This is a genomic window from Alteromonas sp. LMIT006, assembly GCF_024300645.1.
Taxonomy (GTDB): domain Bacteria; phylum Pseudomonadota; class Gammaproteobacteria; order Enterobacterales; family Alteromonadaceae; genus Opacimonas; species Opacimonas immobilis.
The window spans coordinates 378,251-402,263 of the sequence record NZ_CP101291.1 but is presented as its reverse complement, the minus strand read 5'-3'; the positions used below and the strand labels follow the sequence as shown (position 1 = coordinate 402,263).

Sequence of the window (24,013 nt, the reverse complement as noted above, 5' to 3'; positions counted from 1 at the left end):
TTTTGGTAGTTATTTTTATAATCACCAAAACTTATGTGTATAAATACAGTAATCCATCCTAAAAAGTGATGTATTTTTTTGCAGTATTGCGAACAAGTATTGGTTGATAGTGAAGCATTGGATATACACTCTCAAATGCGAGCATTAGGTATGATCAATGATACATTATGTAGTATCACACCAAATTATCCGGTCTGCTTTTAGCTAGCGCTCTCGTCAATGGCTATCACATCAGCGCTTTCTGCTTCGAGCATCGTACTCGCCTCTGATCCTTTAAAAATTTTCTGAATCGAGTCTTTGTGTTTCGCTAATAGGATACTGAGATCCTCTAACTCTTGATCGGCCAGCTTGACACCTTTGGCTTCGATATACTCTGCTAAGTTATCCGCTACATTGAGCATCTTGTCATATTGATCGGCGGCTTTCTTGTCGGTTGTAACCAATTTGTCCACCCCTTTGTGTTGCACTACGTATTGTGTAATGACGGCCATTGGCTGACTCCAGTGATAAATAATAAATAAAAGTATACGCAAACCACTGGATAAATCAACAGTAAATATTTACAAAATCTCACCAATATTATACTGTATATATAAACAGTATTTGTGAGGTGAGCTATGCTACAAGTTATTCCACTTGCCGCGCAAGCAGGTATTGCCGGTTTTGAATCGCCCGCGGCTGAATACAAACAGCTTGGGCTAGATTTAGATGAGCTTTTGATTGAACACCCTTCTGCAACCTTTATTGGTCAAGCAAAAGGCGATTCCATGGTGGGCTATGGGATTTATGATAATGACCTGTTAATTGTCGATCGTGCCGCGGGCAAAGGTTCATTAGATATCATTGTGGCCAATCTCAATGGCGCCTTTGTATGTAAGCTGTTTGATCGCAAGGCGATGGTGCTGTTGTCCGCTGCCGAGTTTCACGAACCATATGTCATTGGCCCCGGTGATACCTTTGAAGAAGAAGGTATTGTCGTGCGCTCGGTGCGCATGCATCGAGCCTCACGCAAAGTCAGTATGAATTTGGGACAAGATTGATGTATGCGCTGGTTGATGCCAATAGCTTCTATGCGTCTGCTGAGAAGGTATTCGATCCGAGTATTCGACAAAAGCCCGTGGTGGTGTTGACCAACAATGACGGGTGTATCTGTGCGATGTGCGAATATGCCAAACAAACTGGCGTCAAGAAGTTTGGGCCATATCATCAGGTCAAAGATATTCTGGCAAGACATGGCTGTGTCATTCGTTCTTCCAATTATGAATTATATGATGACTTGTCGCGTAAGATGATGGGCGTGATTGCTGAGTTTGCGCCACAACAATACGTATATTCGATTGACGAATGCTTTTTGCATTTTGCCGACATGTTGCCAGAGTATGGTTGGGACTACCACGCGCAACTGATCCGCTGGACAGTATGGCGCAATTTGCGTTTGCCGGTGGGGGTTGGTATTGGATCTACACCTACATTGGCTAAGGCCGCCAGTCACGCCGGCAAGAAGATAGATAAGTTCAAAGGTAATTTTATCGCTGTCATTAGCAACCCTGTTGAGCGAGAGTATATTTTGCGTCGTATGGCGGTGGGTGATGTGTGGGGGATAGGTCGTCGCATCAGCGCTAAGTTAGAGCTGATGGGGATCAAGACTGCTTGGGATCTTGCCTGTGCTTCGCCCAAAGCGATGCGCAAACAGTTTTCAGTTGAGGTTGAGCGCACAGTGCGGGAACTCAACGGTGAAGTGTGCATGCATTGGGATGCGATCAAAGCCGTCAAGCAGCAGATATTTTCAACCCGAGCGTTTGGTGAGAAGGTGACGGATTTGAACAGTTTACGCCAATCTTTGTGTTTACATGCCGAGCATGTAGGGGTCAAGGTCAGGGCTCAAGGCTCTGCAGTCAAAGCGTTAAGGATCTTCGCACATTCCAACCCATTTAGTCGTGACGAATATTATAAAAAAGCGATTGAGCACAGGTTTGCGGTGCCTACGTCTGACACCTTGCAGTTGGTTGGGGTGGCTAGTGCGGCGGCGGAGCAGATTTTTCGTCCAGGGATCATTTTTCACAAGTCCGGCTTGGGAGCAACAGAATTGATTCAGCAGGAATTTGTCCAAGAAGATCTATTCAATGAAGCAGAAGACAGCCCACAGTTGATGACGTGTTTAGATCGGATTAATCAACGTTATGGTAAGTATACGTTGGGGATGGCGGCCAAAGGAATTGTGCCCAAATGGCGTATGCGCAGACAATATTTATCCCCACAATACACAACCAACTGGGCCGATATACCTAAGATTCAGTGTCAGTAATTTTTATATGCTCTACAAACTATTTTGTTGCTGATGCGTAAAGAAATATATTACTTACTAAAATAGAACAATACATTGTTGCCACTCGGTATTATTTTTGATTTAGATGACACGTTGGTGCACTCGGCCTTAGATTTTGCGCGAATGCGTCAAGACATACATTGCCCTGAAGGCGAAGATATCCTTGGCTACGTGGAGCGCTTACGCCAAAGTGACAGCGAGGTGGCAGAGATGGCCGATGCCATCATTATGCAACACGAAATTGTCGAAGCGCAGACTTCCCACTGGATCAATGGTGCTCAAGCGTTTGTTGAGGCGTTGCATGAGCAAGACATTCCAACCGCTATTGTGACGCGTAATTGCCGTGAAGCAACAGCGGTCAAACTACAACGTAACCAGATTCCAATCAAAACGGTAATCACGCGAGAAGATGCTCCTGCCAAACCCGATCCCACCGCACTTCTCAATATTGCTAAGCAGTGGAATATTGCACCTAATCAGATTGCGTATGTTGGAGATTATTTATATGACATCCAAGTGGCACACAATGCCGGTATGCAAGCTTGGTCTTTTGGCTATCAAACTGAAGATTATCCAATCGCACGATATTTTGAGTGTTATCATACTATTTATAAAGAGTTATTTACCTTTTAAATTCAATCAAGTCCTCCTAACACTTGCACTTGCTTGGTATCAGTATCGCCTTTGAGCAATTTTCGCAAAGCATCTTGAATGAGAGTGCGCATACCATCAGTTCTAGCTTGTTCAGCTAATTCGTGTGCGGATACTTTGCGGTAGACCATCGCTCGTAGAGCAGGCGTCATACTCAAAAGCTCATGCACGCCGGTGCGACCTTTGTAGCCGGTATCACCGCAAGCATCACAGCCTTTGGCTCGATAAAGAGTGACGTCATCCTGCAAATCTAACTCTTGCAGATACTTATCCCCGTATTGACGCACGATGAACTCGCGTTCAGTTTCCGAGGCCGTATAATGCTCTTTGCATTCTGGACATAAGGTACGGATTAAACGCTGCGCTAAAATACCAACACATGCATCGGAAAAGTTAACCGGGTCTAAGCCGAGATCGAGTAAACGAGTGATGGTTTCTGGGGCCGAATTGGTGTGCAAAGTCGATAAAACTAAGTGCCCCGTTAATGACGCTTCAATACCTGCATGAGCGGTCTCTTTGTCACGCATCTCACCAATCAAAATAATATCAGGATCGGCGCGCAAAAACGCTCGGAGTGCTGTGGCAAAAGTAAAATTAATTTTTGGCGCAATTTGTACCTGTTGTAAACCTGGTTGGGTAATTTCGACGGGATCTTCTGCGGTCCATATTTTTTTATCAGGAGTATTAAGATGTCCCAAAATAGCATGCAAAGTAGTGGTTTTACCTGAGCCTGTCGGTCCCACAACCAACAAAATACCATGAGGTTTTAAAATCATCTGATGTAGCATTCGCATATTGCTAGGGACGATGTTCATTTTGGATAAAGGCATTGCGCCAGCAGTCGCAAGGATCCGCATAACCACTCCTTCACCTGCTACTGTCGGGATTGTGGCAACACGCACCTCAACAAGACGCCCCGATAATTTGAACGCTAATTTACCGTCTTGAGGAATGCGTTTCTCGGCAATATTAAGATTAGCCATGATTTTGATGCGCGCAATGACGGCATTATGATGCGAGGCAGGGAGGTTATTCAAATCACGACATACCCCATCAACGCGCATTCTAACTCTAGTGGGTCCGTTTTTTTCTGGATCAATGTGGATATCTGAGGCGTTTAACCGTTTCGCATCATGTAAAATACGACTCACTAAGCGAACAATTGCAGGGGCATCATCCGAAAGCTCATCAATCTGTTCGTCGTCTTCATCAGTACTCGTGGATATTTCATCTAAAATTTCATCCATATTACCGGGGGCAGTTGTGGTGCTATTTTCGCCTAAATATTGCAAGATATGTTGGGGTAAGCCGACGGCAATTTCGGGCTGAGTCAAATTCAATGCTTGACCTACTTCCATGATCAGACTGGCATTATTTGGATCAGCCATCAAGATAGTAGGTTTTGCATGAACATCAGCCAAAATAACGACTAAATTGAGTTTAAGATAAGATAAATTGAGCATGTGCTCGTTGTGGTAGATATGATATTGATCAGGGTTATACGTTATAAAAGGCACCTGGTAATGTAATGATAGAGCGGAACCCAAGTCAGATTGCTTTATTCGATGCTCACTCATCAGTTTCTGGCACGCTAGCAATGAATTATTTTTATAGCGAGGTTCACAATACAGCTCTTGCAATGCCTTACGAGAAATGAGTGCTCGATGCAGTAAATCATCCCATGGACGCAAAGTTCCCCCAAGTTCATAGCAGAAATGTTGACCCAGAAGCTCAGCTAACATTTGCCCTAAGAACAAGTCAGTTTCGGCAAACATGGTGTCGCGTTTGTTGATCAATTGTAATACACCGAGTAAAACATCCGCATGGACGATAGGAATACAAAGCATATTGTGAGTAACAAACTGGTTTTGCTTATCGTATTGTTCAGCAAAAGAAAGCCGAGGATGGATCTGTTTTAGGGCGTCCGAATCTCTTGGATCCGGTACCAACAGTGATTGCTTGGAGAGAGCAACATACCCAGCGATAGATTGTGGAGTGATCGGTACTTCAATCTTAACGGTCTGACTACCACTTTTAAATTTGGCAACCAAATCTTGTTGTTGCCGCCGGCGCTGATAAATCGTTACACGGTTACAGGCAAACAGACCCAAAATAACAGGTTGCAAATGTGAGAACCCATCCACAAGCGACGCATGTTGCTTTATTATAGTATGAATGCTAGAAAAATCTTGTGTTCCCGCAACCCAAGTCATGCACACCTAATGTAAGAAATAACGTAAAACGTAGTCTAAACATAGTGCATAACGACAAAAACACATAAAAACCACCATAAATCAGACCGAATGGTCAGTTTTTTGCACAAAGACTTGCATTCATGATAAACACGAGTATAATTCGCGCCCACATGTCAGTTGACTGTAAGGTTAATAGGCAGCTAAACAGGTCTAATTATTTGGTTAGTTGCTCGGTTCACTAGAGCCCTATTAACAACAAACAAAGGTTTCAATTGGAAACCCATAGTTTATTCGCACATCGTTTCTCCCAATAGAGAATGGGACGAAATGGTGATTTTTTTTGTTCTTTCGATTGGAGCTAAATCGATGCCAAATCAAAGAATTCGCATTCGTTTAAAAGCGTTCGACCACAAGTTGATTGATCAATCAACTTCAGAGATCGTTGAAACGGCGAAACGTACAGGTGCTCAGGTAAGCGGTCCTATCCCTTTACCAACTCGCAAAGAGCGTTATACGGTTCTTATCTCTCCGCACGTTAACAAAGACGCGCGTGATCAATATGAAATCCGTACGCACAAGCGTTTAGTGGACATCATCGAACCAACTGACAAAACAGTTGATGCGTTGATGAGATTGGACTTGGCTGCCGGTGTTGATGTTCAAATCAGCCTGGGCTAAATAGAAGAGGGTTATAACAATGGCGATTGGTCTAGTCGGTCGTAAAGTCGGTATGACACGCATCTTTACTGAAGATGGCGTATCCATTCCGGTGACCGTTATCGAAGCGACCCCAAACCGCATCACTCAGTTACGTACTGATGAGACTGACGGTTATCGTGCACTACAAGTAACGGCTGGCGATAAGAAAGCCAACCGCGTCAACAAAGCTGAAGCAGGTCACTTTGCTAAAGCTGGCGTGGAAGCAGGTCGTGGCTTGTGGGAATTCCGCCTTGCAGAAGGTGAAGGCGAAGGTCTTGAAGTCGGCAGTGAAATCACTGTTGAACTATTTAACGAGACGAGCAAAGTAGATATTGCGGGTACCTCTAAAGGTAAAGGTTTTGCCGGTGCAATCAAACGTTGGAACTTCAGTTCTCAGCGTATGACTCACGGTAACTCACTCTCTCACCGTGCGCCTGGTTCAATTGGTCAAAACCAATCACCAGGTAAAGTATTTAAAGGCAAAAAAATGGCTGGTCAAATGGGCAACAAGCGCGTGACTACCATGTCTTTAGAATTGGTGAAAGTGGATGTTGAGAACAACCTTTTATTAGTTAAAGGTGCCGTTCCTGGCGCGACTGGCGGCGATGTTATCGTGCGTCCAGCAGTTAAAGCGTAACGTCGAGGAGTATACTGATGGAATTAACATTAAAAGACGCTAACGGCGCTCTTGAAGTATCAGAAGCTACCTTTGGACGTGAGTTCAACGAAGCGTTAGTACATCAAGTAGTCGTAGCATACAGTGCTGGTGCGCGTCAGGGCTCTAAAGCTCAAAAGACTCGCTCTGAAGTACGCGGTGGTGGTAAGAAGCCATGGCGTCAAAAAGGTACAGGTCGTGCACGTGCTGGTACTATCCGTAGCCCAATCTGGGTTGGCGGTGGCCGCGCATTCGCTGCTAAGCCTCGTAACTTTGAGCAAAAAGTTAACAAAAAGATGTATCGTGGCGCGATCAAGAGCATCTTATCTGAATTAGTACGTCAAGAGCGTTTGATCGTAGTTGAAAGCTTTGGTGTAGAAGCACCAAAAACCAAAGAGCTTTTAAACAAATTAAACGGCTTGAACCTTAACGATGTGTTAATCGTGACTAGCGAAGTCGATGAGAACTTGTTCTTGGCTTCTCGCAACTTATACAAAGTTGACGTTCGTGATGTACAAGGTATTGATCCTGTAAGCCTAATCGCTTTTGAAAACGTGTTAATCACTGCGGATGCGATTAAGCAACTAGAGGAGTCATTAGCATGAACGAAGAACGTTTATTAAAAGTGCTTTTAGCACCTCATATTTCTGAAAAGTCAACTATGGCTGCAGAAGGCAACAACACAGTTGTTTTCAAAGTTGCGACAGACGCGAACAAAGCGGAAATCAAAGCTGCGGTTGAGAAGCTTTTCGAAGTAGAAGTTAACTCGGTACGTACTGTCAACCAAAAGGGTAAAACCAAGCGGACTGGCATGCGTTTCGGCAAACGCAATGACTTTAAGAAAGCCTACGTAGTGCTTAAAGAAGGTCAAGACATCGACTTCGTCGGTGCGGGTGAGTAAGGAGTTAGGAAATGCCATTATTAAAAGCTAAGCCAACTTCTGCCGGTCGTCGTCACGTTGTTCAGGTCGTTAATCCCGATCTACACAAAGGCGCACCTTATGCTCCTCTTTTAGAGAAGAAAAGTAAGTCTGGTGGTCGTAATAACAACGGTCGTATTACAGTTCGTCACATTGGTGGTGGTCACAAGCATCACTATCGTGTTATCGACTTTAAACGTAATAAAGACGGTATCCCTGCGAAAGTCGAGCGTTTAGAATATGATCCAAACCGTTCTGCAAACATCGCACTAGTATTGTATGCAGATGGTGAGCGTCGTTACATTCTTGCACCTAAAGGTGTTCAAGCTGGCGATGCAATTCAATCTGGTTCTGATGCACCAATCAAAGCAGGTAATGCATTACCAATGCGTAACGTGCCGGTTGGTTCAACAGTACACGCCATCGAAATGAAGCCTGGTAAAGGTGCACAAATTGCACGTTCAGCAGGTCAGTACGCGCAAATCTTGGCGCGTGATGGAGCTTATGTGACTTTACGTCTTCGTTCTGGCGAAGTGCGCAAAGTATTAGCCGATTGCCGCGCTACTATTGGTGAAGTTGGCAACGCAGAGCACATGCTTCGTTCATTGGGTAAAGCGGGTGCATCTCGCTGGCGCGGTGTGCGCCCAACTGTTCGTGGTGTTGCCATGAACCCAGTTGATCACCCACACGGTGGTGGTGAAGGTCGTACTTCGGGCGGTCGTCATCCAGTCACTCCATGGGGTATTCCTACCAAAGGTAAGAAAACCCGTAGTAATAAGCGTACCGACAAACTTATCGTTCGTCGTCGCAATAAATAATAGCGAGGATTCACCATGCCACGTTCTCTCAAGAAGGGTCCTTTTATTGACCTACACTTGCTGAAGAAGGTAGAAGCTGCAGTGGAAAAAGGCGACAAGAAGCCAATTAAAACTTGGTCACGTCGTTCTATGATCATCCCAGATATGATTGGGTTGACCATTGCGGTCCATAACGGTCGCCAGCATGTACCTGTGTTCGTCACTGACGAAATGGTCGGCCATAAGTTGGGCGAATTTGCGCCAACGCGTACTTATCGCGGCCATGTCGCTGATAAGAAATCTAAGCGTTAAGAGGAGAAATAAATGGAAGCTTTAGCTAAACACCGTTTTGCTCGTACCTCGGCTCAGAAAGCACGTTTGGTAGCAGATCAAATTCGCGGTCTACACGTTGAAAAAGCACTAGAAGTATTAACTTACAGCAACAAAAAAGCAGCTGTATTAGTTAAGAAAGTACTCGAGTCTGCGATTGCAAACGCCGAGCACAACGAAGGTGCTGACATCGACGAGTTAACTGTCGCAAAAGTATTTGTCGACGAAGGTCCAACGATGAAACGCATCAAGCCACGTGCCAAAGGTCGTGCTGATCGTATCTTTAAGCGTAGCAGTCACATCACTGTGGTTGTAGCGGATAACTAGGAGTAGATTATGGGACAGAAAGTTCATCCTACCGGCATACGCTTAGGTATCAGCAAACCATGGACTTCAACTTGGTACGCTAATACTGCGGAATATGCTGACAACTTGTACAATGATCATCAAGTGCGTCAGTACTTGACGAAAGAATTGAAAAACGCGTCATTATCTAAAATTGTCATCGAGCGCCCTGCAAAGAGCATCAAAGTGACAATCCACACAGCCCGTCCAGGTGTTGTGATTGGTAAAAAAGGTGAAGACGTTGAAAAACTTCGTAACCATGTTGCTAAGCTTGCTGGTGTACCAGCACAAATCAACATCGCAGAAGTTCGTAAGCCTGAATTAGATGCACAGCTAGTAGGCGATAGCATCTCAAGCCAGCTTGAGCGTCGTGTTATGTTCCGTCGTGCGATGAAGCGCGCAGTACAAAACGCCATGCGTCTTGGTGCCCTAGGTATCAAGGTAGAAGTATCTGGTCGTTTAGGTGGTGCTGAGATTGCGCGTTCTGAATGGTACCGTGAAGGTCGTGTACCACTACACACTTTCCGTGCAGACATCGACTACGCAACATCTGAAGCATTGACAACTTACGGTATCATCGGTGTTAAAGTTTGGATCTTCAAAGGTGAAGTATTAGGTGGTTTACCACTTGAAACAGAAGCGGCTAAGCCAGCTGCAGCGCCTAAGAAGAAAGGCCGCAACGCGAAGCGAGAGGGTTAAGATATGTTACAACCTAAACGTATGAAATTCCGTAAGATGCATAAGGGCCGTAACCGTGGTTTAGCGATCGCGGGAAGCAAAGTCAGCTTCGGTACTTATGGTCTTAAATCTGTTGGTCGAGGTCGTATGACTGCGCGTCAGATTGAAGCAGCGCGTCGTGCTATGACACGTCACGTCAAGCGTCAAGGCAAAATTTGGATCCGCGTATTCCCGGACAAGCCAATTACTGAGAAGCCTCTAGAAGTGCGTCAAGGTAAAGGTAAAGGTAACGTTGAATACTGGGTTTGCCAAATTCAGCCAGGTCGTGTGTTATACGAAATGGAAGGTGTTCCAGAAGCATTGGCGCGTGAAGCGTTTGCCCTTGCTGCTGCGAAACTTCCGTTCAAGACAACCTTTGTAACTCGGACGGTGATGTAATGAATGCAGCTGAACTAAAAGAGAAAAGCGTTGAAGAACTAAATGCAGAGTTATTAAACTTATTGCGTGAACAGTTCAACTTACGTATGCAATATTCAACTGGCCAGCTTGAAAAAACTGACCAATTGAAGAAAGTGCGTCGTAACATCGCGCGTGTTAAAACTATTTTGACTCAAAAGAAGGCTGGTAAGTAATGACTGAACAGAAAATCCGTACAGTACAAGGCCGTGTTGTCAGCAACAAAGGTGATAAAACTATCACTGTTGCAGTAGAGCGCAAAGTTAAGCACCCTATCTATGGGAAGTTTATTAAGCGTACTACTAAGTTACACGCTCATGATGAAACCAACCAGTGTAATGAAGGTGATGTAGTCACTATCCGTGAGGTAGCGCCTATTTCTAAATCTAAGAACTGGACGTTAGTGGACGTAGTGACTAAAGCTAACTAATTTTCATCAATGAAAAAACGTAAAAAAGCACCTACGGGTGCTTTTTTATTGTGCGTAATAAATATTGGCTAGTTTATTGGTTGGCGTGTCAAGATCGCTAAATTCAATATAAAGCGTTCTAGAGCCTCGAGTATTATCTAATATGTGCATGGTCAAACAAGTGTTCATTAAGCATTCGCTTTGTGAACACAGCGCAACAGATTTAAAAAATCATTCATTTCTTCTTCATTGGAAAGGGTTGAAATCATCACAGTTACAGGTCAGACTAGTAGTGTTTACAAAATAATAACATTAAGGTCATGTCTATGAGCCACACACTTATTCCTGACGGCATCCATAATTTGGGTGACTTCATCGAGCGAACCCTGACAAAGTATTCAGCTAAGCAAGCTTTTACCGCAATAGGTCAAACCAAGACGTTTGCTGAAATGGACGAGATGTCATACAAATTTGCCTGTTACTTGCAACATGAACTTGGGTTGCAAGCAGGCGACCGAATCGCGATTCAACTACCAAACCTAATTCAAAGCCCAGTTGCATTTTTTGGCGCTATGCGCGCAGGGCTTGTCGTGGTAAGTACTAATCCACTTTATACACCACCTGAAATGCAGCATCAGTTCAATGACTCAGGTGCAAAGGCACTCGTTATACTCTCTGATTTACTACCAAAATATGAAGCCATCAAAGCAGATGTTGGTATTGAGCATGTGATTGTGACGTCCGCTCCACAACTATTAACGGGACAAGCAGTCAGTGATGTTGACTATCCTTGTTATGTGGACGTATTTGTGAAGGGCGCTCAGCACAAATTGAGACCACGTCCTAATACCAGACTAGATGATACGGCAGCGTTGCAATATACCGGTGGCACAACTGGTGTATCAAAAGGGGCTGTGCTGTCCCATGGCAATTTATTGAGTAATAATTATCAGTTCGCAGAGCGTATGGGCGATGCCTTCGTGCCGGGTGAGGAAACGATTGTGTGTCCATTACCGCTATATCATATTTACGCCTTAATGGTGTCAATGGTTAGTTATTTTGGCAACGGTGGTCACTCGATACTGATTCCAAATCCACGTGATTTGGATGCATTCATCGACCAAATCGCCCCGTTCAAGTTTACAGCCTTCGCTGGCATCAATACCTTGTTTGTGGGTTTGTGTATGCATGACAAGTTCAAAGCGCTTGATACCAGCGCTTTAAAAGTGACGACTTCTGGTGGAACTGCTCTGACTGGCGCTGCTGCAGAACTTTGGTTAAAAACAACCGGTTGTACGATTGCGGAAGGATATGGACTGTCTGAAACTTCTCCTGTGGTTTCACTTAACATCCCTGGGCAAGAACAAATCGGCACGGTTGGTTTCCCAATGATCGACACTGATGTGCAAATGCTCGACGATCAAGACCAACCAGTAGCCGATGGTGAATCAGGTGAAATAGCCGTGAAAGGTCCTCAAGTTATGCAAGGCTATTGGAACCGCCCTGAGGAAACAGCCAAAGTGATGACGACTAATGGGTATTTTAAAACTGGCGATGTCGGTGTAAAGCTACCAGACGGTGCCATCAAAATTGTCGATCGCATCAAGGACATGATCATTGTCTCAGGTTTTAATGTGTATCCTAATGAAATTGAAGATGTACTGGTGAAGCATCCGGCTGTCGTGGAAGCCGCTGTCGTTGGCAAACCCGATGACCAAACTCAAGAAAGGGTTGTCGCGTATATCAGTGTCAATGGCGAGGTTACCCCAGAAGAGGTTGTTGCACATTGTCGGGAATCATTGACCGGATACAAGGTGCCCAAAGAAGTGAATATTATTGATGAGTTACCAAAATCGACCGTGGGCAAAATTCTACGTCGTGAGTTGAGAGAGTAACTTTTTTTTTCGACCTGCTTGTCAACGCTCTTGTATCGTGAACGCCTTATGTATGGTTTCAACTAATACATAAGGGGTGACCGGTTTCGCTAACTTGTCTTTGAATAAAGTCTTGTCCTAGTCGAAAATCAGGGGGGCGAACCAAGACTCATATCAAAAACTATAATTTAGTATAAAAAACGGTATTAGCGTCTGACAAGGCCATGCTCAACTGCATAGCGAATCATCTCTGCGACGGTATCTAATTGCAGTTTAGCCTTGATGTTACGGCGATGAGCATCTACGGTACGAACACTGATATGGGTTTGCTCGGCAATTTGTTTACTGGACAATCCCTGGGCGAGATAAGACAACACAGTTTGTTCGCGAGTTGTTAATCGAGCAGCCTCAGGGTGGGTGGGTTTGCTCAACAAAATTTGCGCGATGTTTTCACCAAAATAACGTCGTCCTTGAGCCACCTGAGTGATGGCCAGATACACTTCGTCAGCATCTGTATTTTTGAGGATGTATCCAGAGGCTCCTGCTTGAACCGCGTTGGTAATGTACTCTGCATTATCGTGCATACTGAAAATCAGAATTTTGGAGTGTGGCGATATTTCTAGGATTTGTTCTGTAGCATCGATGCCATTTAGGTCTGGCATCGAAATGTCCATCATAATGACATCCGGTGTCAATGTTCTCAGCTGGGTAATCGCCTCGCTACCGTTATTCGCTGTGCCAATGACCTCCACATCATCATAAAACGCCAAACAGCTCATAATACCGTCGCGAACCATTGGATGGTCATCCACTAATAACACTTTTATCGTCGGACTCATGCAGTTCCCTTCTCGGTATTTTGCTGATCTTTATTTTGGTCGATCGTCGCAAAGTTTTTGGCAAAACTACTCAGCGGTATTTTGATTTCGATTTTGGTGCCACGTCGATTCGATATTATAGCAATTTTGCCTTGATAATAATCCACGCGCTCTTGCAGATTATTGAGTCCAATCCCAAATTTATCAGTATCCTCCGGATTAAACCCTTGGCCGTCGTCCCGAATTTTTAAACTCAACCAATTTTCTGCCATTTCTAAGTCTATGTCCACCCGTTGCGCCTTGGCGTGCTTCTCTACATTGGTCAGACATTCTTGTACGGTTCGATACAGAGAGGTATTGAGTTGTGGCGATAAGAGCTTTCTAACTTTCAGTTTATTAACGGTGACAGCAATTTGGGTACGCTTACTAAATTCTTCGGCGAGTGCTTCAATCGCGGCTGACAATCCTAATTCGTCCAAGATTTGTGGGTGTAAGTGATGAGAGATACGTCTGACTTCATTGATGGTCAAATCTAAGCTAGACGATGCCGCATTGAGCGCTTGCGGTTCAGGGGTATGAGATTTTTTTAACATCATTTTGGTGGCACTTAGGGAATACTTGATCGAGACCAGCATTTGAATGATGCCATCGTGTAATTCTCTCGCAATATAACGGCGTTCGTCTTCTTGTGAGGTAATGATTTTTTGCCCTAAGGCTGAGACTTTGGCTTCATTTTCTTGTTTCTGAGTGACACTGATAGCAACCGCCACAAACAATATTAACATAATGGAAGTGATAGCGACTGCCAGTATGATTAGGCGGGTATTTTGGACTTGGGCATCAATTTCACCTTGGATTTTGTCCAGTTGAGCATAGACATCGTCGAGGTACACCCCCGTTCCCACCATCCAGTCCCATTTGTCGAGATAGGTTGCATAACTAAGCTTATCGGTGATGGCTTCAGTAGATGGTTGAGACCATTTATAAAAATGATACCCACCGCCGTTTTGCGCCAAATTGATCAAGATCTGTATCGTCTTACCGCCATCGGGGTCGGTTAGCTCCCAAAAGTTCTTGCCAATGCGCTCAGGTTGATGAGGTAGGACAATGTTGGTGCCAAACTGATCGTACGTAAAAAAATACCCGTCGATGCCGTCATACAACATCCGTGTGAAGGTTTGGGCTGCGTGTGCTTTGGCCTCTGGTTCTGCAAACACATTGCCATAATAGACATCATCAATGGCGGTGACGGCGAGTGACGTGTAATTTTTGAGTTCCCGTTGCTTTTGTTCAATCAGAAAAGTTTCAAGTGATGCAAGATTTTGCTCGGATAGATCGCGATATTCTTGGGTTACCAGAACATAAGTAAAAACAGCTGTGACCGCGACCTGGACGATGATCAACCAAATATATCGAAAAGAAAACATAATGCTCACAGAATTGTAAATACAATGTTATTTTGCCAAATTCTCCGCCTTATCGCCCTAGACCTTAGTCGTAAAAAAACATAAAGACCCGAAGTGTAAATGCAGAGACATTCTGGCCATCAATCAAAAGCATAGGTAGAACTACCTAGTTGGTATAGGTAGTTTTGCGAATTGGTATTTTGCTTGTATTTGTTAAAGTGATGTTGTTTTTAATAGTACAACAAATTAAAGGACACACACATGAATTTTAAAACTCTCGCCAAGTCATTGTTGGTAGTGAGCTTGCTAGCAAGCCCTATCGCAATGGCAAAAGAAAAAGTGTATCGTTGGAAACTTGCTGAAACGTGGGGACCGAACTTCCCTGTGTTTGGTGATGCGACCAAGAATATGGCCAAAATGGTCGAAGAAATGTCAAATGGTCGTTTGATCATCCGCATCGATTCTTCGAATAAGCACAAATCTGCCCTAGGTATTTTCGATTTTGTTAAATCGGGTCAATATGAGATGGGTCACTCTGCGTCTTATTACTGGAAGGGTAAAGACATTCATACGTTATTCTTCACAACGTTACCTTTTGGTATGACAACTGCCGAACAGTACGCATGGTTCTACCACGGCGGTGGTATGGAATTGATGAAAGAAACCTACGATAAGTATGGTATTTTGTCTTTCCCTGGTGGTAATACAGGTAACCAAATGGGTGGCTGGTTCCGCAAAGAAATCAACTCATTAGAAGACTTACAGGGTCTGAAAATGCGTATTCCTGGGTTTGCTGGTGAAGTATTGGCAAAATTAGGTGCTAAGCCAACGAACATTCCATCTGCTGAATTATATACTGCGCTAGAGCGTAATACGATTGATGCACTTGAATGGGTGGGTCCGTCTCTAGACTTGCGCATGGGCTTCCACAAAATTGCGCCTTATTACTACACTGGTTGGCATGAGCCTGCGACGGAATTGCAATTCATGGTAAATGAGCGCGCATTTAATAAATTGCCTAAAGATTTGCAACAAATCCTAGTTAACGCAATGAAACTCGCTGCTTATGACATGTACACTCAATCTACTCACGAAAGTGCAGTCAACTTGGCGACGATTCAAACCGAATACCCAAATGTGAAAATTCGTTCGTTCCCAGCTGAGGTGATGAATGCAATTAAAGCAGAAAACGACAAATTATTGGTCGAGTTTGCCAACGCCGATCCACAATCTAAGAAAATCCTTGATTCGATTGAAGCGTATCGCAAAAAAGCACGTGCTTGGACCAACTTCTCTGACCGCGCTTACTTAGAGAGCTTTGATTCTCAATAAGTTTTCCGGTTAACATATATAAAGAGGCAACCGCCTGTGGCTGCCTCTTTTTTATGTCACTCATGTCACAACAAGCAATAGGCATATAATGAAAGGTTTACATAAAGTACTCGGAAAATTTATCGATGCGATGGGGAATGTGTGCGTCCTATTGATGGTATTGATGGTATTAAACGTCTTCTACGATGTGTTAATGCGCTATTTTTTCAATAACGTCAGTATCGGCATGCAAGAATTAGAATGGCATTTGTTTGCTGCGATGTTCATGTTTGGTATCGGTTACACACTGAAAGAAGATGCGCATGTTCGAGTAGATATTTTCTATGAAAAGTGGCTTCCTCATACGCAAGCGAAACTCAATATTGTGTGTGCCATGCTCTTTGCATTGCCAATTGCTGGTATTCTAGCCTACTACGGCTATGGTTATGCCTATGATGCATTTGAAATGATGGAAGGCTCGCCTGATCCGGGTGGCTTACCCTATCGTTGGATCATTCGCTCAGTCATACCAGCATCCAATGTGTTTTTAATCCTGTGCATTTTTCATCATATTCTTGAAAATATTCTTGTCTTAGGTCGCCCCAATGTGCACCACGACCACATCCATAATGAGGGCGTCTAAATGGAAGAGTTAATTGGTATTTTATTGTTTTTTGCCGCACTGATTTGTTTGTTCGGTGGGTATTACGTCGCGTTCACCTTCGCGGGTATTTCAGTCATTGTTGGGGTGGGATTCTTAGGCATCGATCTGTTCGAATTTATGCCGTATCGCATCATGTCGATTATGGAAAACACGACCTTGATGGCGATCCCGATGTTCATTTTTATGGGCATTGTCCTGCAAAAAACCGGCTTAGCCGAGCGTTTACTAGAGTCTTCTGCGAAGTTATTTGGTTCAGTATCAGGTGGTGTCGCCATTTCAACCATTGTGGTCGGTGCATTGCTTGCAGCTTCGACTGGTGTGGTCGGTGCCTCAGTCGTCGCAATGGGCGTGATCTCTCTGCCTGTGATGCTCAAAAACAACTACCATCAGCCAACCGCTGCTGGTGTTATCTGTGCGTCGGGCACGCTGGGGCAGATTATTCCTCCGTCGATCATTTTGATTATCTTGGGCGATGTGATGGGAATTGCGGTTGGCGATTTGTTTAAGGCCGCGGTGATCCCAGGGGTAATGCTCATTGGCGCGTATGTCTTGTACATTGTCGTGTTATCTAAATTGAAACCCCATTATTGTCCACCAATTCCAGTCGAAGAAGACCAAGCCACTATCATCAAGCAAGCATTGAAAGACATCGTGCCTCCGATGATCCTGATTGTTGCGGTGTTAGGTTCGATTTTTGGCGGCATTGCGACGCCGACTGAATCCTCTGCAATTGGTGCGGTGGGCGCGTTATTGCTGGCTCAGTTTTATGGTGGGTTAGATATCAAAACCATCGTCGGTGTCTCCAAAGAATCCGTCAAAGTGTCTTCCATGATCTTTGCGGTATTGATTGGTGCAACCGCGTTCTCGATGGTGTTTAGTTACTCTGGTGCTGAGTACTTGGTTGAAGAGTTTTTCTTGGATTTGCCAGGTGAAAAATGGACCTTCATTATTTTGGTAATGATCGCGATTTTGATCTTGGGTTTCTTTATCGACTTTATTGAGATTGCGTTTTTGGTGGTGCCAATCATTACACCTGTCGCGATGGCCTTGGACATTGATTTGGTGTGGTTTGCCATTTTGATTTCGATGAACTTACAGACCTCGTTCTTATCGCCACCCTTCGGTTTTAGTCTATTCTATCTCAAAGGCGTGGCGCCCAAATCGATGAAAACCACAACGATTTACAAAGGGGCGATACCGTTTATCTGTCTGCAGGTAGCGGTGTTAGCCTTGATCATTGCGTTCCCGGATACGTTTATCGTGTTCTAACGAAATCAAAGAACAGTGTGTTGGAACAAGGCCTTGCTGTGGGACAGTGAGGCCTTTTTTACAAGAATGGGTTAATGAGAGTGACTTCGTGCTCAAATTGTGCAAAATCGTTAGTGTTTCTCGTCATCTCACATAATGGGTATGCACAAATCTTCTAATAAAGTCGAGTGATTACCAATAAGTTTCTGATATTCGTCCGTTGATAAAAGCACACCCAAGTTGTCGCTGCAGAAAAAGCGGGTATTTCTGTAGGTATATCGTAATCAATTAGATAGCGCTGATTTTAACTCGTAGTTTGATGCACGCATTCGCGACTATGGTTTGCTGCGACGCGCTTAAAGCAAAAAATGCAAAACTTTGGTAGTTATCAGTTTAAGTAAATCTTAAGTTAACAAAATTATCATAAAGCCATACTCATAAGAGGTGTCTTTATGAAAAAGCATTTTGTTATCAACCTACTTGCAGCATCAATAATTTTATTAACTTGTAGAGCACAAGCAGCGAATGCAACTGACGATAATTGTAATCAAAAAGATAAAATAGAATTTAAGACCAACGATATTTTTAACCTAGAAGACTCCGATACTATTTTTCTCCATCGCTGGGCTAACTTTTTTCATATCAAAACCAAAAATAAAACACTGTACAATGAAGCAGCATTTTTCATCAAAAAGTGTGATGTAAGCCAAGAAGATCTTGAAGAACTGGAACGCCACCTCAGAAGTAAAAAATACATAAGAGATGCACGAGTAACTCGAAACGAGAACTCTGACAAAATCACAGTTGAAACATGGGATAACTGGTCACTAATGCCAACAGTAGATTTTGGCCGTAAGGGGGGAAAGAATAAATACGCTATTGGCATCAAAGACAGGAATTTCTTAGGCTTGGGTATAGACGCTGAGCTTGAATCGTTTACCAATGATCAACGCAGTGGATATAAATTTAAAACTCATTTCCCATTATTCCTCAATAATAATATTAACGCGCAAGTTAATCTAACCAACAGCGACGACGGCACATCTGAATCTGTATTCATACAGAAAGACTTTGTAAGTTTTGATACCAACAATGCATTTAATATTGGCTTTGACAACTTTAGGCAAATAGATACCCAATACAAACTTGGCAGAACTTACAACAAATTTGAACACAATCAACGTTACTCAACAGCTAGCTGGCAATGGCTTAAAAATGACTCCAAAGAAGATACATTAAGATTTGGTATTGGCTTTACCAATGAACAGCATGAATTTTCAGTAATTAATGAGATACAAAATCCCGAACTAATTTCTGTAGCACCCTCAAATAGAGAGTTTATATACCCTTTTCTTAGTGTTGATTATTTGCAAAAAGACTTCAGAAAACTTTCTAACCTCAACCTGATAAGTCATATAGAAGACTTCAATCTGGGGTGGAATTTAACAACTCAGGTTGGCACTGATATCGGGAATACAGATACCTCACCAACATTACTTTGGCGGTCAAGTTTAACAAAAGGCATAGAAATATTTGATGACGCATTTTGGTTTATTACTGCAACCTTAGATGGGGAAATTTACAGTGATGCCGACAATGCAAATAGAACTGTTTTAAGCGTCAATAATGAATACTTTCATAAAATAAATGATAGCTGGGGTGCCTATTTAAAAAACAGCAGTCAATTTAGTGAAAATCAATTTCAAGACAGTCCAATCGTCTTAGGTGGTGAAACTGGCTTACGAGGTTACCCATTACAATACAGACATGGCGACCACAGCACCCAGTTTACTGCTGAAGCTCGTTATTATCCTCACATCAATATCTATAAATTACTTGAGTTAGGCGGGGCTATTTTTGTCGATACAGGCAGAGTTTTTGGTAGTTCAGATAATACCACCGACCAAGATTCGTGGATGACTTCCGTAGGTATTGGTGCTCGATTTTATTCGACGCAAACCAGCGAAGCTCGCGTAATACATGTAGATATCATCAAGCCAATGACCTCAGTTCAAAACGTCAATGGTATCGAATTTCGTATCACTACAAAGCATTCATTTTAAGGTGTAATAATGAACAAGGCTTTAGTTTTTCTAAAAAATCTCACTCTTACCACCAATCAGTTAGTTATGTTTACTTGTGGGTATGTAACATTGGTGTTAAACGCTCCGTTTATTTTAAAAACGTCTTCTGCAATATTGGCACTTAGTGAGTATAATATTTTCTTCCTACTATCTGTCCCAATATTCCTCCTGTCATTATCGATCATCTTTCAATCCTTCTTTGCATTTCGTTGGATAACTAAACCACTACTAATACTATTAGTACTAACATCTTCCCTTGTTTTTTATAGCACAGTGACCTACGGCATTGTTTTTGACTATGGGATGATACAAAACACATTTGAAACTGACAGAGCCGAAGCACTTTCATATGTTAATTTTTCTGCTTGTGTATTTTTTGTTGTCTTAGGTATTCTGCCATCAATACTGATTGCGAAAGTAAAACTCTCATATTCATCCTTTATGGGAGAGTTGCTTTCCAGAGCTAAATTAATCAGCGGTAGTTTCGCCACCATTTTTTTAATTGCAATCGTTTTTTATTCTAGCTATGCATCCATTGGAAGAAATAACCGTGATTTGATCGGCTATTTAACTCCCTATGCGTTAATTGATTCTACAGTGAAATATGCAAACAGAAACTATCTCTATCCGCCTTTAAAGTTTACTTTACTAGATACTTCGCCAACTATTTCTAGTCCGAATAACACTAAAAGCATTACCGTTTTGGTGCTTGGTGAAACAGCTCGCGCCCGAAACTTTTCTTTAAATGGTTATGACAAACCGACCAATAACCAAACCAAAGACTTAGGCGTTGTTTCATTTAAAGACGTTACATCCTGTGGTACTGCAACAGCGGTATCAGTTCCCTGTATGTTTTCTAGACTAAACAAAGAAAACTATGAAAAACGAGTGGCTACAGCTCAACAGAATGCCATTGATTTAATTCATTTGGCTGGTGCCGATGTCTTTTGGATTAGTAACAATAATGGTAGCTGTAAAGGTGTCTGCGCTCGTGTCAAAACTGAGCAAATTTCAACAAATCGCAATAAGCCATTATGTGATGGCGAATATTGCTTTGATGAGGTGTTGGTTGAAGCATTAAGAAATAAACTTCATTCGTTGAAAAGCGACAATACGTTAATTGTATTACATATGATCGGCTCTCACGGGCCTACTTACTACCGACGTTACCCCAAAAATAAACGAGTATTTTCTCCAGACTGTCAACGTAGTGATATCCAAAATTGTAGTCAAGAGGAGCTGGTGAATACTTACAACAACACTATTGCTTATACCGATTTAGTATTGTCAGAAATCATCACAGAACTAAATGAATTGAGCAATGATAATAACATCAAAACATCAATGATTTATGTCTCTGATCACGGTGAATCTTTGGGCGAAAGCGGCGTCTATTTACATGGTTTACCTTATGCTTTTGCACCAGAAGAACAAACAAAAGTGCCACTGATTTACTGGGGAGATAAGTGGCATCACCAAGCTAAGTTAGATTGTTTGATGGATATTAGTGAACAGCCTATATCGCATGACAATGTGTTCGATATTTTATTAGCTGAAATGCAGGTTAATTCAAAAGTTTATAAACCTGAAAATAATCCTTTTCACCAGTGCACTAATGACATTTCAGTCGCAAAAGCAAAGCCACCAACAAATACTCAAGGAGTAAATTAATCCGTGTTTGATAGCGAAAACAAACCAAAAGGTCTTAAACGAGTGTATCTCGCAACATTGAATTCAACAAGAGCGTTCAAGTGGCTCCTAAGGAATGAAGCCGCATTCAGACAAGAGTTACTGTTGCTTGTATTGTCGATCCCCGTAACTTTCTTGTTCAATATTACACTGAAAGAACAGCTCGTACTGATCGTTGCAGTACTGTTCATTATGTTTACTGAAATAATAAATACCGCAATAGAAGCGGTAGTTGACCGTGTTGGATTAGAAATACATCCACTGTCAGGTTTAGCTAAAGATTTAGGGTCTGCCGCAGTATTGGTTAGTATAGTAATTGCTACTTTTGTTTGGCTTTCGGTACTTATTTAACTTGAGATTATTTCAGTTTTTCTTCAGTAAATCTTAAGTTAGGTCTCATAAAGTAGGCATCGTTTTAATATTCAAATTATTAGCGATGCATACGACAATCTACAGCCTTATTCGACCATTTCTTTTATTCACTCTTTCCATCATAGTTTTTCTTACCCTGACCCGTACAGGGTTGGCATTATGGCAAGTAGATAGATTTGAAGGCGTTGGCAATTTTGCAAACCTTATTGGCAGCGGAGTTCGTATTGACCTTAGTAGTGCGGCATATATATGCGCAGTGCCCGCATTATTACATCCTTGGATATCAAGAACACGATTTCATTTTCAGTGGTCACATTTACTGAAAACTTGGTTTTTTGTGTGGTTTATAGCAATTCTATTTTTTGAATTAGTAACACCTGCTTTTATCAATGAATATGGTTTCAGACCAAACAGATTATTTATTGAATATTTAGCGTATCCAGACGAAGTGACAAAAATGCTTTTGAATGGTCACTTGGTTACTTTATTGTTAGTGTTTGCACTATTACTATTACCTGTTAGGAAATTATGTCAGCTTTCTGATTGCATAGTCTCTAATAAGGTAGACAAAGATGGTACTTCAGTAGCAAATAGACTGGTGGCCTTTTTGTTGCTGATTGTTGTGATTTCTTTATCCGCACGAGGGACATTAGGCCATAGACCAATTAACCCTGCCTTAGTGTACTTTTCAACTGACCCATTAGTTAATTCCCTTACGTTAAATTCAACTTACAGTGTTGCTTATGCGCTTAATCAATTCGGTGATGAAAAAAATGCTGCCAAGCTATATGGCAAGATGGAAGATGATCGAGTTATTGAGCTCGTTCGTCAGGAGTCAAAACAACCTTTAGACAACTTCAGAAACAATCATTCCCCCAGTTTCAGTAAACGTTCACCAAGCTTTAAGGGGAAACCAAAAAACTTGGTGATAATCCTTGAAGAAAGCTTAGGTGCCCAATATGTATCATCTCTTGGTGGAATCCCGCTAACACCTGAAATTGATAAATTAAATCAAGAAGGCTGGGCATTTAAACGGTTGTACGCAACAGGTACTCGCTCCGTTAGAGGTATTGAAGCAGTTATAACTGGCTTTACTCCAACGCCCTCTAGGGCAGTTGTTAAGTTAGATAAATCGCAAAAGGACTTTTTTACTATTGCATCTCTGCTAAAAGAAAATGGTTATGAGACTCAATTCATTTACGGTGGAGAAAGTCATTTCGACAACATGAAAAGCTTCTTTCTAGGAAACGGCTTTACTGACATTGTTGACTTTAATGATATTGAAAACCCACAATTTGTAGCGTCTTGGGGGGCAAGTGATGGTGATTTGTTTAATCAAGCTGATATTGAATTAACTAAGCTTCATAACGAAGGAAAACCATTTTTTAGTTTCATATTTACGTCAAGTAACCATGATCCATTTGAAATTCCTGATGGTGTTGTTACCCCTATCCAGTATAGCGATAAACAATTGACGCAGTATGATGACAAAGAATTGCTGCGGCATAAAGCTATACAATATGCTGACTATGCATTAGGGCAATTTATTGCAAAAGCAAAGAAGCGAGCCTATTGGGAAAACACAATATTCCTCGTTGTTGCTGACCATGATGCGAGAGCTATGGGTAAAGATCTTGTTCCGATTAATAATTTCCATATTCCGGGTGTGATCCTAAACTCAGGTATAGAACCCACTTTAGACAAGAGAATAGTCAGTCAAATCGATTTAGCCCCAACTCTTTTATCGTTAATGGGTATAGAAAATTTTTCACCAATGTTAGGTCAAGACCTTACAGATCTAACTGCTTCTGGCAGAGCAATGATGCAGTATGCAGAGAATTTCGCTTACATGGTTAATGATGAAGTGACCATCCTACAACCAAGTAAAGCACCTTTGAATTTTCAATATAATTATCAACTCAACATACTATCACCAATAGATGTTAACCGTGATACTTCAGAGATTGCATTGGCTCATGTATTGTGGGGAAGTTTGGCATATAAAAATCATTGGTATTCTCAGCGAGGAAAATAATACTCAACGATAATTTGACACTGATAATGATAATCTTTTTTGTCTTCCATAT

General features: G+C 42.4%; 26 protein-coding genes. 22 read left to right on the top strand and 4 right to left on the bottom strand.

The window, feature by feature from the left end; translation table 11 throughout:
- Positions 1-200: 200 nt before the first annotated feature.
- Positions 201-491, bottom strand: coding sequence for a YebG family protein (locus tag NLG07_RS01900; RefSeq protein WP_254856017.1), 291 nt, complete (start codon positions 489-491; stop codon positions 201-203).
- Between the two features lie 126 nt (positions 492-617).
- Between NLG07_RS01900 and NLG07_RS01895 the strand changes: the two genes are divergently transcribed.
- The 3 genes from NLG07_RS01895 (at position 618) to NLG07_RS01885 (ending at position 2,959) form a co-directional block, all read left to right on the top strand.
- The gene (locus NLG07_RS01895; protein ID WP_254856015.1) at positions 618-1,040 is read left to right on the top strand and encodes a S24 family peptidase; all 423 of its coding nucleotides are present in this window, start codon (positions 618-620) and stop codon (positions 1,038-1,040) included.
- Positions 1,040-2,305: a Y-family DNA polymerase gene (locus NLG07_RS01890; RefSeq protein WP_254856014.1), complete on the top strand. Its 1,266-nt coding sequence runs from the start codon at positions 1,040-1,042 to the stop codon at positions 2,303-2,305. The genes NLG07_RS01895 and NLG07_RS01890 overlap by 1 nt, the downstream gene beginning before the upstream one ends.
- Before the next feature lie 78 nt (positions 2,306-2,383).
- Positions 2,384-2,959, top strand: a complete 576-nt coding sequence (locus NLG07_RS01885; RefSeq protein WP_254856013.1) for an HAD family hydrolase — start codon at positions 2,384-2,386, stop codon at positions 2,957-2,959.
- Positions 2,960-2,961: 2 nt separating this feature from the next.
- Here NLG07_RS01885 and NLG07_RS01880 read toward each other — a convergent pair whose 3' ends face one another.
- Positions 2,962-5,190 (bottom strand): GspE/PulE family protein, encoded by a 2,229-nt coding sequence (locus NLG07_RS01880; RefSeq protein WP_254856011.1) that lies wholly within the window; start codon positions 5,188-5,190, stop codon positions 2,962-2,964.
- A gap of 348 nt (positions 5,191-5,538) precedes the next feature.
- Between NLG07_RS01880 and rpsJ the strand changes: the two genes are divergently transcribed.
- The 12 genes from rpsJ (at position 5,539) to NLG07_RS01820 (ending at position 12,355) form a co-directional block, all read left to right on the top strand.
- Complete coding sequence (gene rpsJ, locus NLG07_RS01875) at positions 5,539-5,850, top strand: 30S ribosomal protein S10 (RefSeq protein WP_254856009.1); 312 nt, start codon at positions 5,539-5,541, stop codon at positions 5,848-5,850.
- A gap of 19 nt (positions 5,851-5,869) precedes the next feature.
- The gene (gene rplC, locus NLG07_RS01870; RefSeq protein WP_254856008.1) at positions 5,870-6,508 is read left to right on the top strand and encodes a 50S ribosomal protein L3; all 639 of its coding nucleotides are present in this window, start codon (positions 5,870-5,872) and stop codon (positions 6,506-6,508) included.
- A gap of 17 nt (positions 6,509-6,525) precedes the next feature.
- A complete protein-coding gene (gene rplD, locus NLG07_RS01865) occupies positions 6,526-7,131 on the top strand; it encodes a 50S ribosomal protein L4 (RefSeq protein ID WP_254856006.1) in 606 nt (201 codons plus the stop codon).
- Entirely contained in the window at positions 7,128-7,427 is a 300-nt protein-coding gene (gene rplW / locus NLG07_RS01860; RefSeq protein WP_254856005.1) for a 50S ribosomal protein L23, read from the top strand. Before rplD ends, rplW begins: the two co-directional genes overlap by 4 nt.
- 11 nt (positions 7,428-7,438) lie before the next feature.
- Positions 7,439-8,263 (top strand): 50S ribosomal protein L2, encoded by an 825-nt coding sequence (rplB, locus tag NLG07_RS01855; protein WP_254856004.1) that lies wholly within the window; start codon positions 7,439-7,441, stop codon positions 8,261-8,263.
- Between the two features lie 15 nt (positions 8,264-8,278).
- Positions 8,279-8,554 carry a 30S ribosomal protein S19 gene (gene rpsS / locus NLG07_RS01850; protein ID WP_254856002.1) on the top strand — a complete coding sequence of 92 codons (276 nt, stop codon included), beginning with the start codon at positions 8,279-8,281 and terminating at the stop codon, positions 8,552-8,554.
- A gap of 12 nt (positions 8,555-8,566) precedes the next feature.
- The gene (gene rplV / locus NLG07_RS01845) at positions 8,567-8,899 is read left to right on the top strand and encodes a 50S ribosomal protein L22 (RefSeq protein WP_254856001.1); all 333 of its coding nucleotides are present in this window, start codon (positions 8,567-8,569) and stop codon (positions 8,897-8,899) included.
- Positions 8,900-8,908: 9 nt separating this feature from the next.
- Positions 8,909-9,616 (top strand): 30S ribosomal protein S3, encoded by a 708-nt coding sequence (rpsC, locus tag NLG07_RS01840; protein ID WP_254856000.1) that lies wholly within the window; start codon positions 8,909-8,911, stop codon positions 9,614-9,616.
- Between the two features lie 3 nt (positions 9,617-9,619).
- The gene (gene rplP / locus NLG07_RS01835) at positions 9,620-10,033 is read left to right on the top strand and encodes a 50S ribosomal protein L16 (RefSeq protein ID WP_254855999.1); all 414 of its coding nucleotides are present in this window, start codon (positions 9,620-9,622) and stop codon (positions 10,031-10,033) included.
- Positions 10,033-10,227, top strand: coding sequence for a 50S ribosomal protein L29 (rpmC, locus tag NLG07_RS01830; RefSeq protein WP_254855998.1), 195 nt, complete (start codon positions 10,033-10,035; stop codon positions 10,225-10,227). Before rplP ends, rpmC begins: the two co-directional genes overlap by 1 nt.
- Positions 10,227-10,481: a 30S ribosomal protein S17 gene (rpsQ, locus tag NLG07_RS01825; protein WP_254855996.1), complete on the top strand. Its 255-nt coding sequence runs from the start codon at positions 10,227-10,229 to the stop codon at positions 10,479-10,481. Before rpmC ends, rpsQ begins: the two co-directional genes overlap by 1 nt.
- Positions 10,482-10,786: 305 nt before the next feature.
- Positions 10,787-12,355: an AMP-binding protein gene (locus NLG07_RS01820; RefSeq protein ID WP_254855995.1), complete on the top strand. Its 1,569-nt coding sequence runs from the start codon at positions 10,787-10,789 to the stop codon at positions 12,353-12,355.
- A 185-nt stretch (positions 12,356-12,540) separates the two neighbouring features.
- Here the strand turns inward: NLG07_RS01820 and NLG07_RS01815 are convergent, their stop codons facing one another.
- Together NLG07_RS01815 and NLG07_RS01810 are read right to left on the bottom strand one after the other, a co-directional pair.
- Complete coding sequence (locus NLG07_RS01815) at positions 12,541-13,173, bottom strand: response regulator transcription factor (protein ID WP_254855993.1); 633 nt, start codon at positions 13,171-13,173, stop codon at positions 12,541-12,543.
- Positions 13,170-14,579 (bottom strand): cache domain-containing protein, encoded by a 1,410-nt coding sequence (locus tag NLG07_RS01810; RefSeq protein WP_254855992.1) that lies wholly within the window; start codon positions 14,577-14,579, stop codon positions 13,170-13,172. Before NLG07_RS01810 ends, NLG07_RS01815 begins: the two co-directional genes overlap by 4 nt.
- Positions 14,580-14,819: 240 nt before the next feature.
- Here NLG07_RS01810 and NLG07_RS01805 point away from each other — a divergent pair, with 240 nt between their 5' ends.
- The 7 genes from NLG07_RS01805 to NLG07_RS01775 all read left to right on the top strand — a co-directional run bounded on the left by NLG07_RS01805 (position 14,820) and on the right by NLG07_RS01775 (position 23,961).
- Positions 14,820-15,890 carry a TRAP transporter substrate-binding protein gene (locus NLG07_RS01805; protein ID WP_254855991.1) on the top strand — a complete coding sequence of 357 codons (1,071 nt, stop codon included), beginning with the start codon at positions 14,820-14,822 and terminating at the stop codon, positions 15,888-15,890.
- An 88-nt stretch (positions 15,891-15,978) separates the two neighbouring features.
- Entirely contained in the window at positions 15,979-16,512 is a 534-nt protein-coding gene (locus tag NLG07_RS01800; protein ID WP_254855990.1) for a TRAP transporter small permease subunit, read from the top strand.
- Positions 16,513-17,802: a TRAP transporter large permease subunit gene (locus tag NLG07_RS01795; protein ID WP_254855989.1), complete on the top strand. Its 1,290-nt coding sequence runs from the start codon at positions 16,513-16,515 to the stop codon at positions 17,800-17,802.
- Between the two features lie 431 nt (positions 17,803-18,233).
- Positions 18,234-19,844, top strand: coding sequence for a hypothetical protein (locus NLG07_RS01790; RefSeq protein ID WP_254855988.1), 1,611 nt, complete (start codon positions 18,234-18,236; stop codon positions 19,842-19,844).
- A gap of 9 nt (positions 19,845-19,853) precedes the next feature.
- Complete coding sequence (locus tag NLG07_RS01785) at positions 19,854-21,536, top strand: phosphoethanolamine transferase (RefSeq protein WP_254855987.1); 1,683 nt, start codon at positions 19,854-19,856, stop codon at positions 21,534-21,536.
- Between the two features lie 3 nt (positions 21,537-21,539).
- Complete coding sequence (locus NLG07_RS01780) at positions 21,540-21,905, top strand: diacylglycerol kinase (protein WP_254855985.1); 366 nt, start codon at positions 21,540-21,542, stop codon at positions 21,903-21,905.
- 85 nt (positions 21,906-21,990) lie between these two features.
- Complete coding sequence (locus tag NLG07_RS01775) at positions 21,991-23,961, top strand: LTA synthase family protein (RefSeq protein WP_254855984.1); 1,971 nt, start codon at positions 21,991-21,993, stop codon at positions 23,959-23,961.
- Positions 23,962-24,013 lie beyond the last annotated feature (52 nt).

Coding starts and splice junctions, on each gene's coding strand:
- NLG07_RS01900 (WP_254856017.1), bottom strand. CDS start 491: ATGGCCGTCATTACACAATACGTAGTGCAACACAAAGGGGTGGACAAA.
- NLG07_RS01895 (WP_254856015.1), top strand. CDS start 618: ATGCTACAAGTTATTCCACTTGCCGCGCAAGCAGGTATTGCCGGTTTT.
- NLG07_RS01890 (WP_254856014.1), top strand. CDS start 1,040: ATGTATGCGCTGGTTGATGCCAATAGCTTCTATGCGTCTGCTGAGAAG.
- NLG07_RS01880 (WP_254856011.1), bottom strand. CDS start 5,190: ATGACTTGGGTTGCGGGAACACAAGATTTTTCTAGCATTCATACTATA.
- rpsJ (WP_254856009.1), top strand. CDS start 5,539: ATGCCAAATCAAAGAATTCGCATTCGTTTAAAAGCGTTCGACCACAAG.
- rplC (WP_254856008.1), top strand. CDS start 5,870: ATGGCGATTGGTCTAGTCGGTCGTAAAGTCGGTATGACACGCATCTTT.
- rplD (WP_254856006.1), top strand. CDS start 6,526: ATGGAATTAACATTAAAAGACGCTAACGGCGCTCTTGAAGTATCAGAA.
- rplW (WP_254856005.1), top strand. CDS start 7,128: ATGAACGAAGAACGTTTATTAAAAGTGCTTTTAGCACCTCATATTTCT.
- rplB (WP_254856004.1), top strand. CDS start 7,439: ATGCCATTATTAAAAGCTAAGCCAACTTCTGCCGGTCGTCGTCACGTT.
- rpsS (WP_254856002.1), top strand. CDS start 8,279: ATGCCACGTTCTCTCAAGAAGGGTCCTTTTATTGACCTACACTTGCTG.
- rplV (WP_254856001.1), top strand. CDS start 8,567: ATGGAAGCTTTAGCTAAACACCGTTTTGCTCGTACCTCGGCTCAGAAA.
- rpsC (WP_254856000.1), top strand. CDS start 8,909: ATGGGACAGAAAGTTCATCCTACCGGCATACGCTTAGGTATCAGCAAA.
- rplP (WP_254855999.1), top strand. CDS start 9,620: ATGTTACAACCTAAACGTATGAAATTCCGTAAGATGCATAAGGGCCGT.
- rpmC (WP_254855998.1), top strand. CDS start 10,033: ATGAATGCAGCTGAACTAAAAGAGAAAAGCGTTGAAGAACTAAATGCA.
- rpsQ (WP_254855996.1), top strand. CDS start 10,227: ATGACTGAACAGAAAATCCGTACAGTACAAGGCCGTGTTGTCAGCAAC.
- NLG07_RS01820 (WP_254855995.1), top strand. CDS start 10,787: ATGAGCCACACACTTATTCCTGACGGCATCCATAATTTGGGTGACTTC.
- NLG07_RS01815 (WP_254855993.1), bottom strand. CDS start 13,173: ATGAGTCCGACGATAAAAGTGTTATTAGTGGATGACCATCCAATGGTT.
- NLG07_RS01810 (WP_254855992.1), bottom strand. CDS start 14,579: ATGTTTTCTTTTCGATATATTTGGTTGATCATCGTCCAGGTCGCGGTC.
- NLG07_RS01805 (WP_254855991.1), top strand. CDS start 14,820: ATGAATTTTAAAACTCTCGCCAAGTCATTGTTGGTAGTGAGCTTGCTA.
- NLG07_RS01800 (WP_254855990.1), top strand. CDS start 15,979: ATGAAAGGTTTACATAAAGTACTCGGAAAATTTATCGATGCGATGGGG.
- NLG07_RS01795 (WP_254855989.1), top strand. CDS start 16,513: ATGGAAGAGTTAATTGGTATTTTATTGTTTTTTGCCGCACTGATTTGT.
- NLG07_RS01790 (WP_254855988.1), top strand. CDS start 18,234: ATGAAAAAGCATTTTGTTATCAACCTACTTGCAGCATCAATAATTTTA.
- NLG07_RS01785 (WP_254855987.1), top strand. CDS start 19,854: ATGAACAAGGCTTTAGTTTTTCTAAAAAATCTCACTCTTACCACCAAT.
- NLG07_RS01775 (WP_254855984.1), top strand. CDS start 21,991: ATGCATACGACAATCTACAGCCTTATTCGACCATTTCTTTTATTCACT.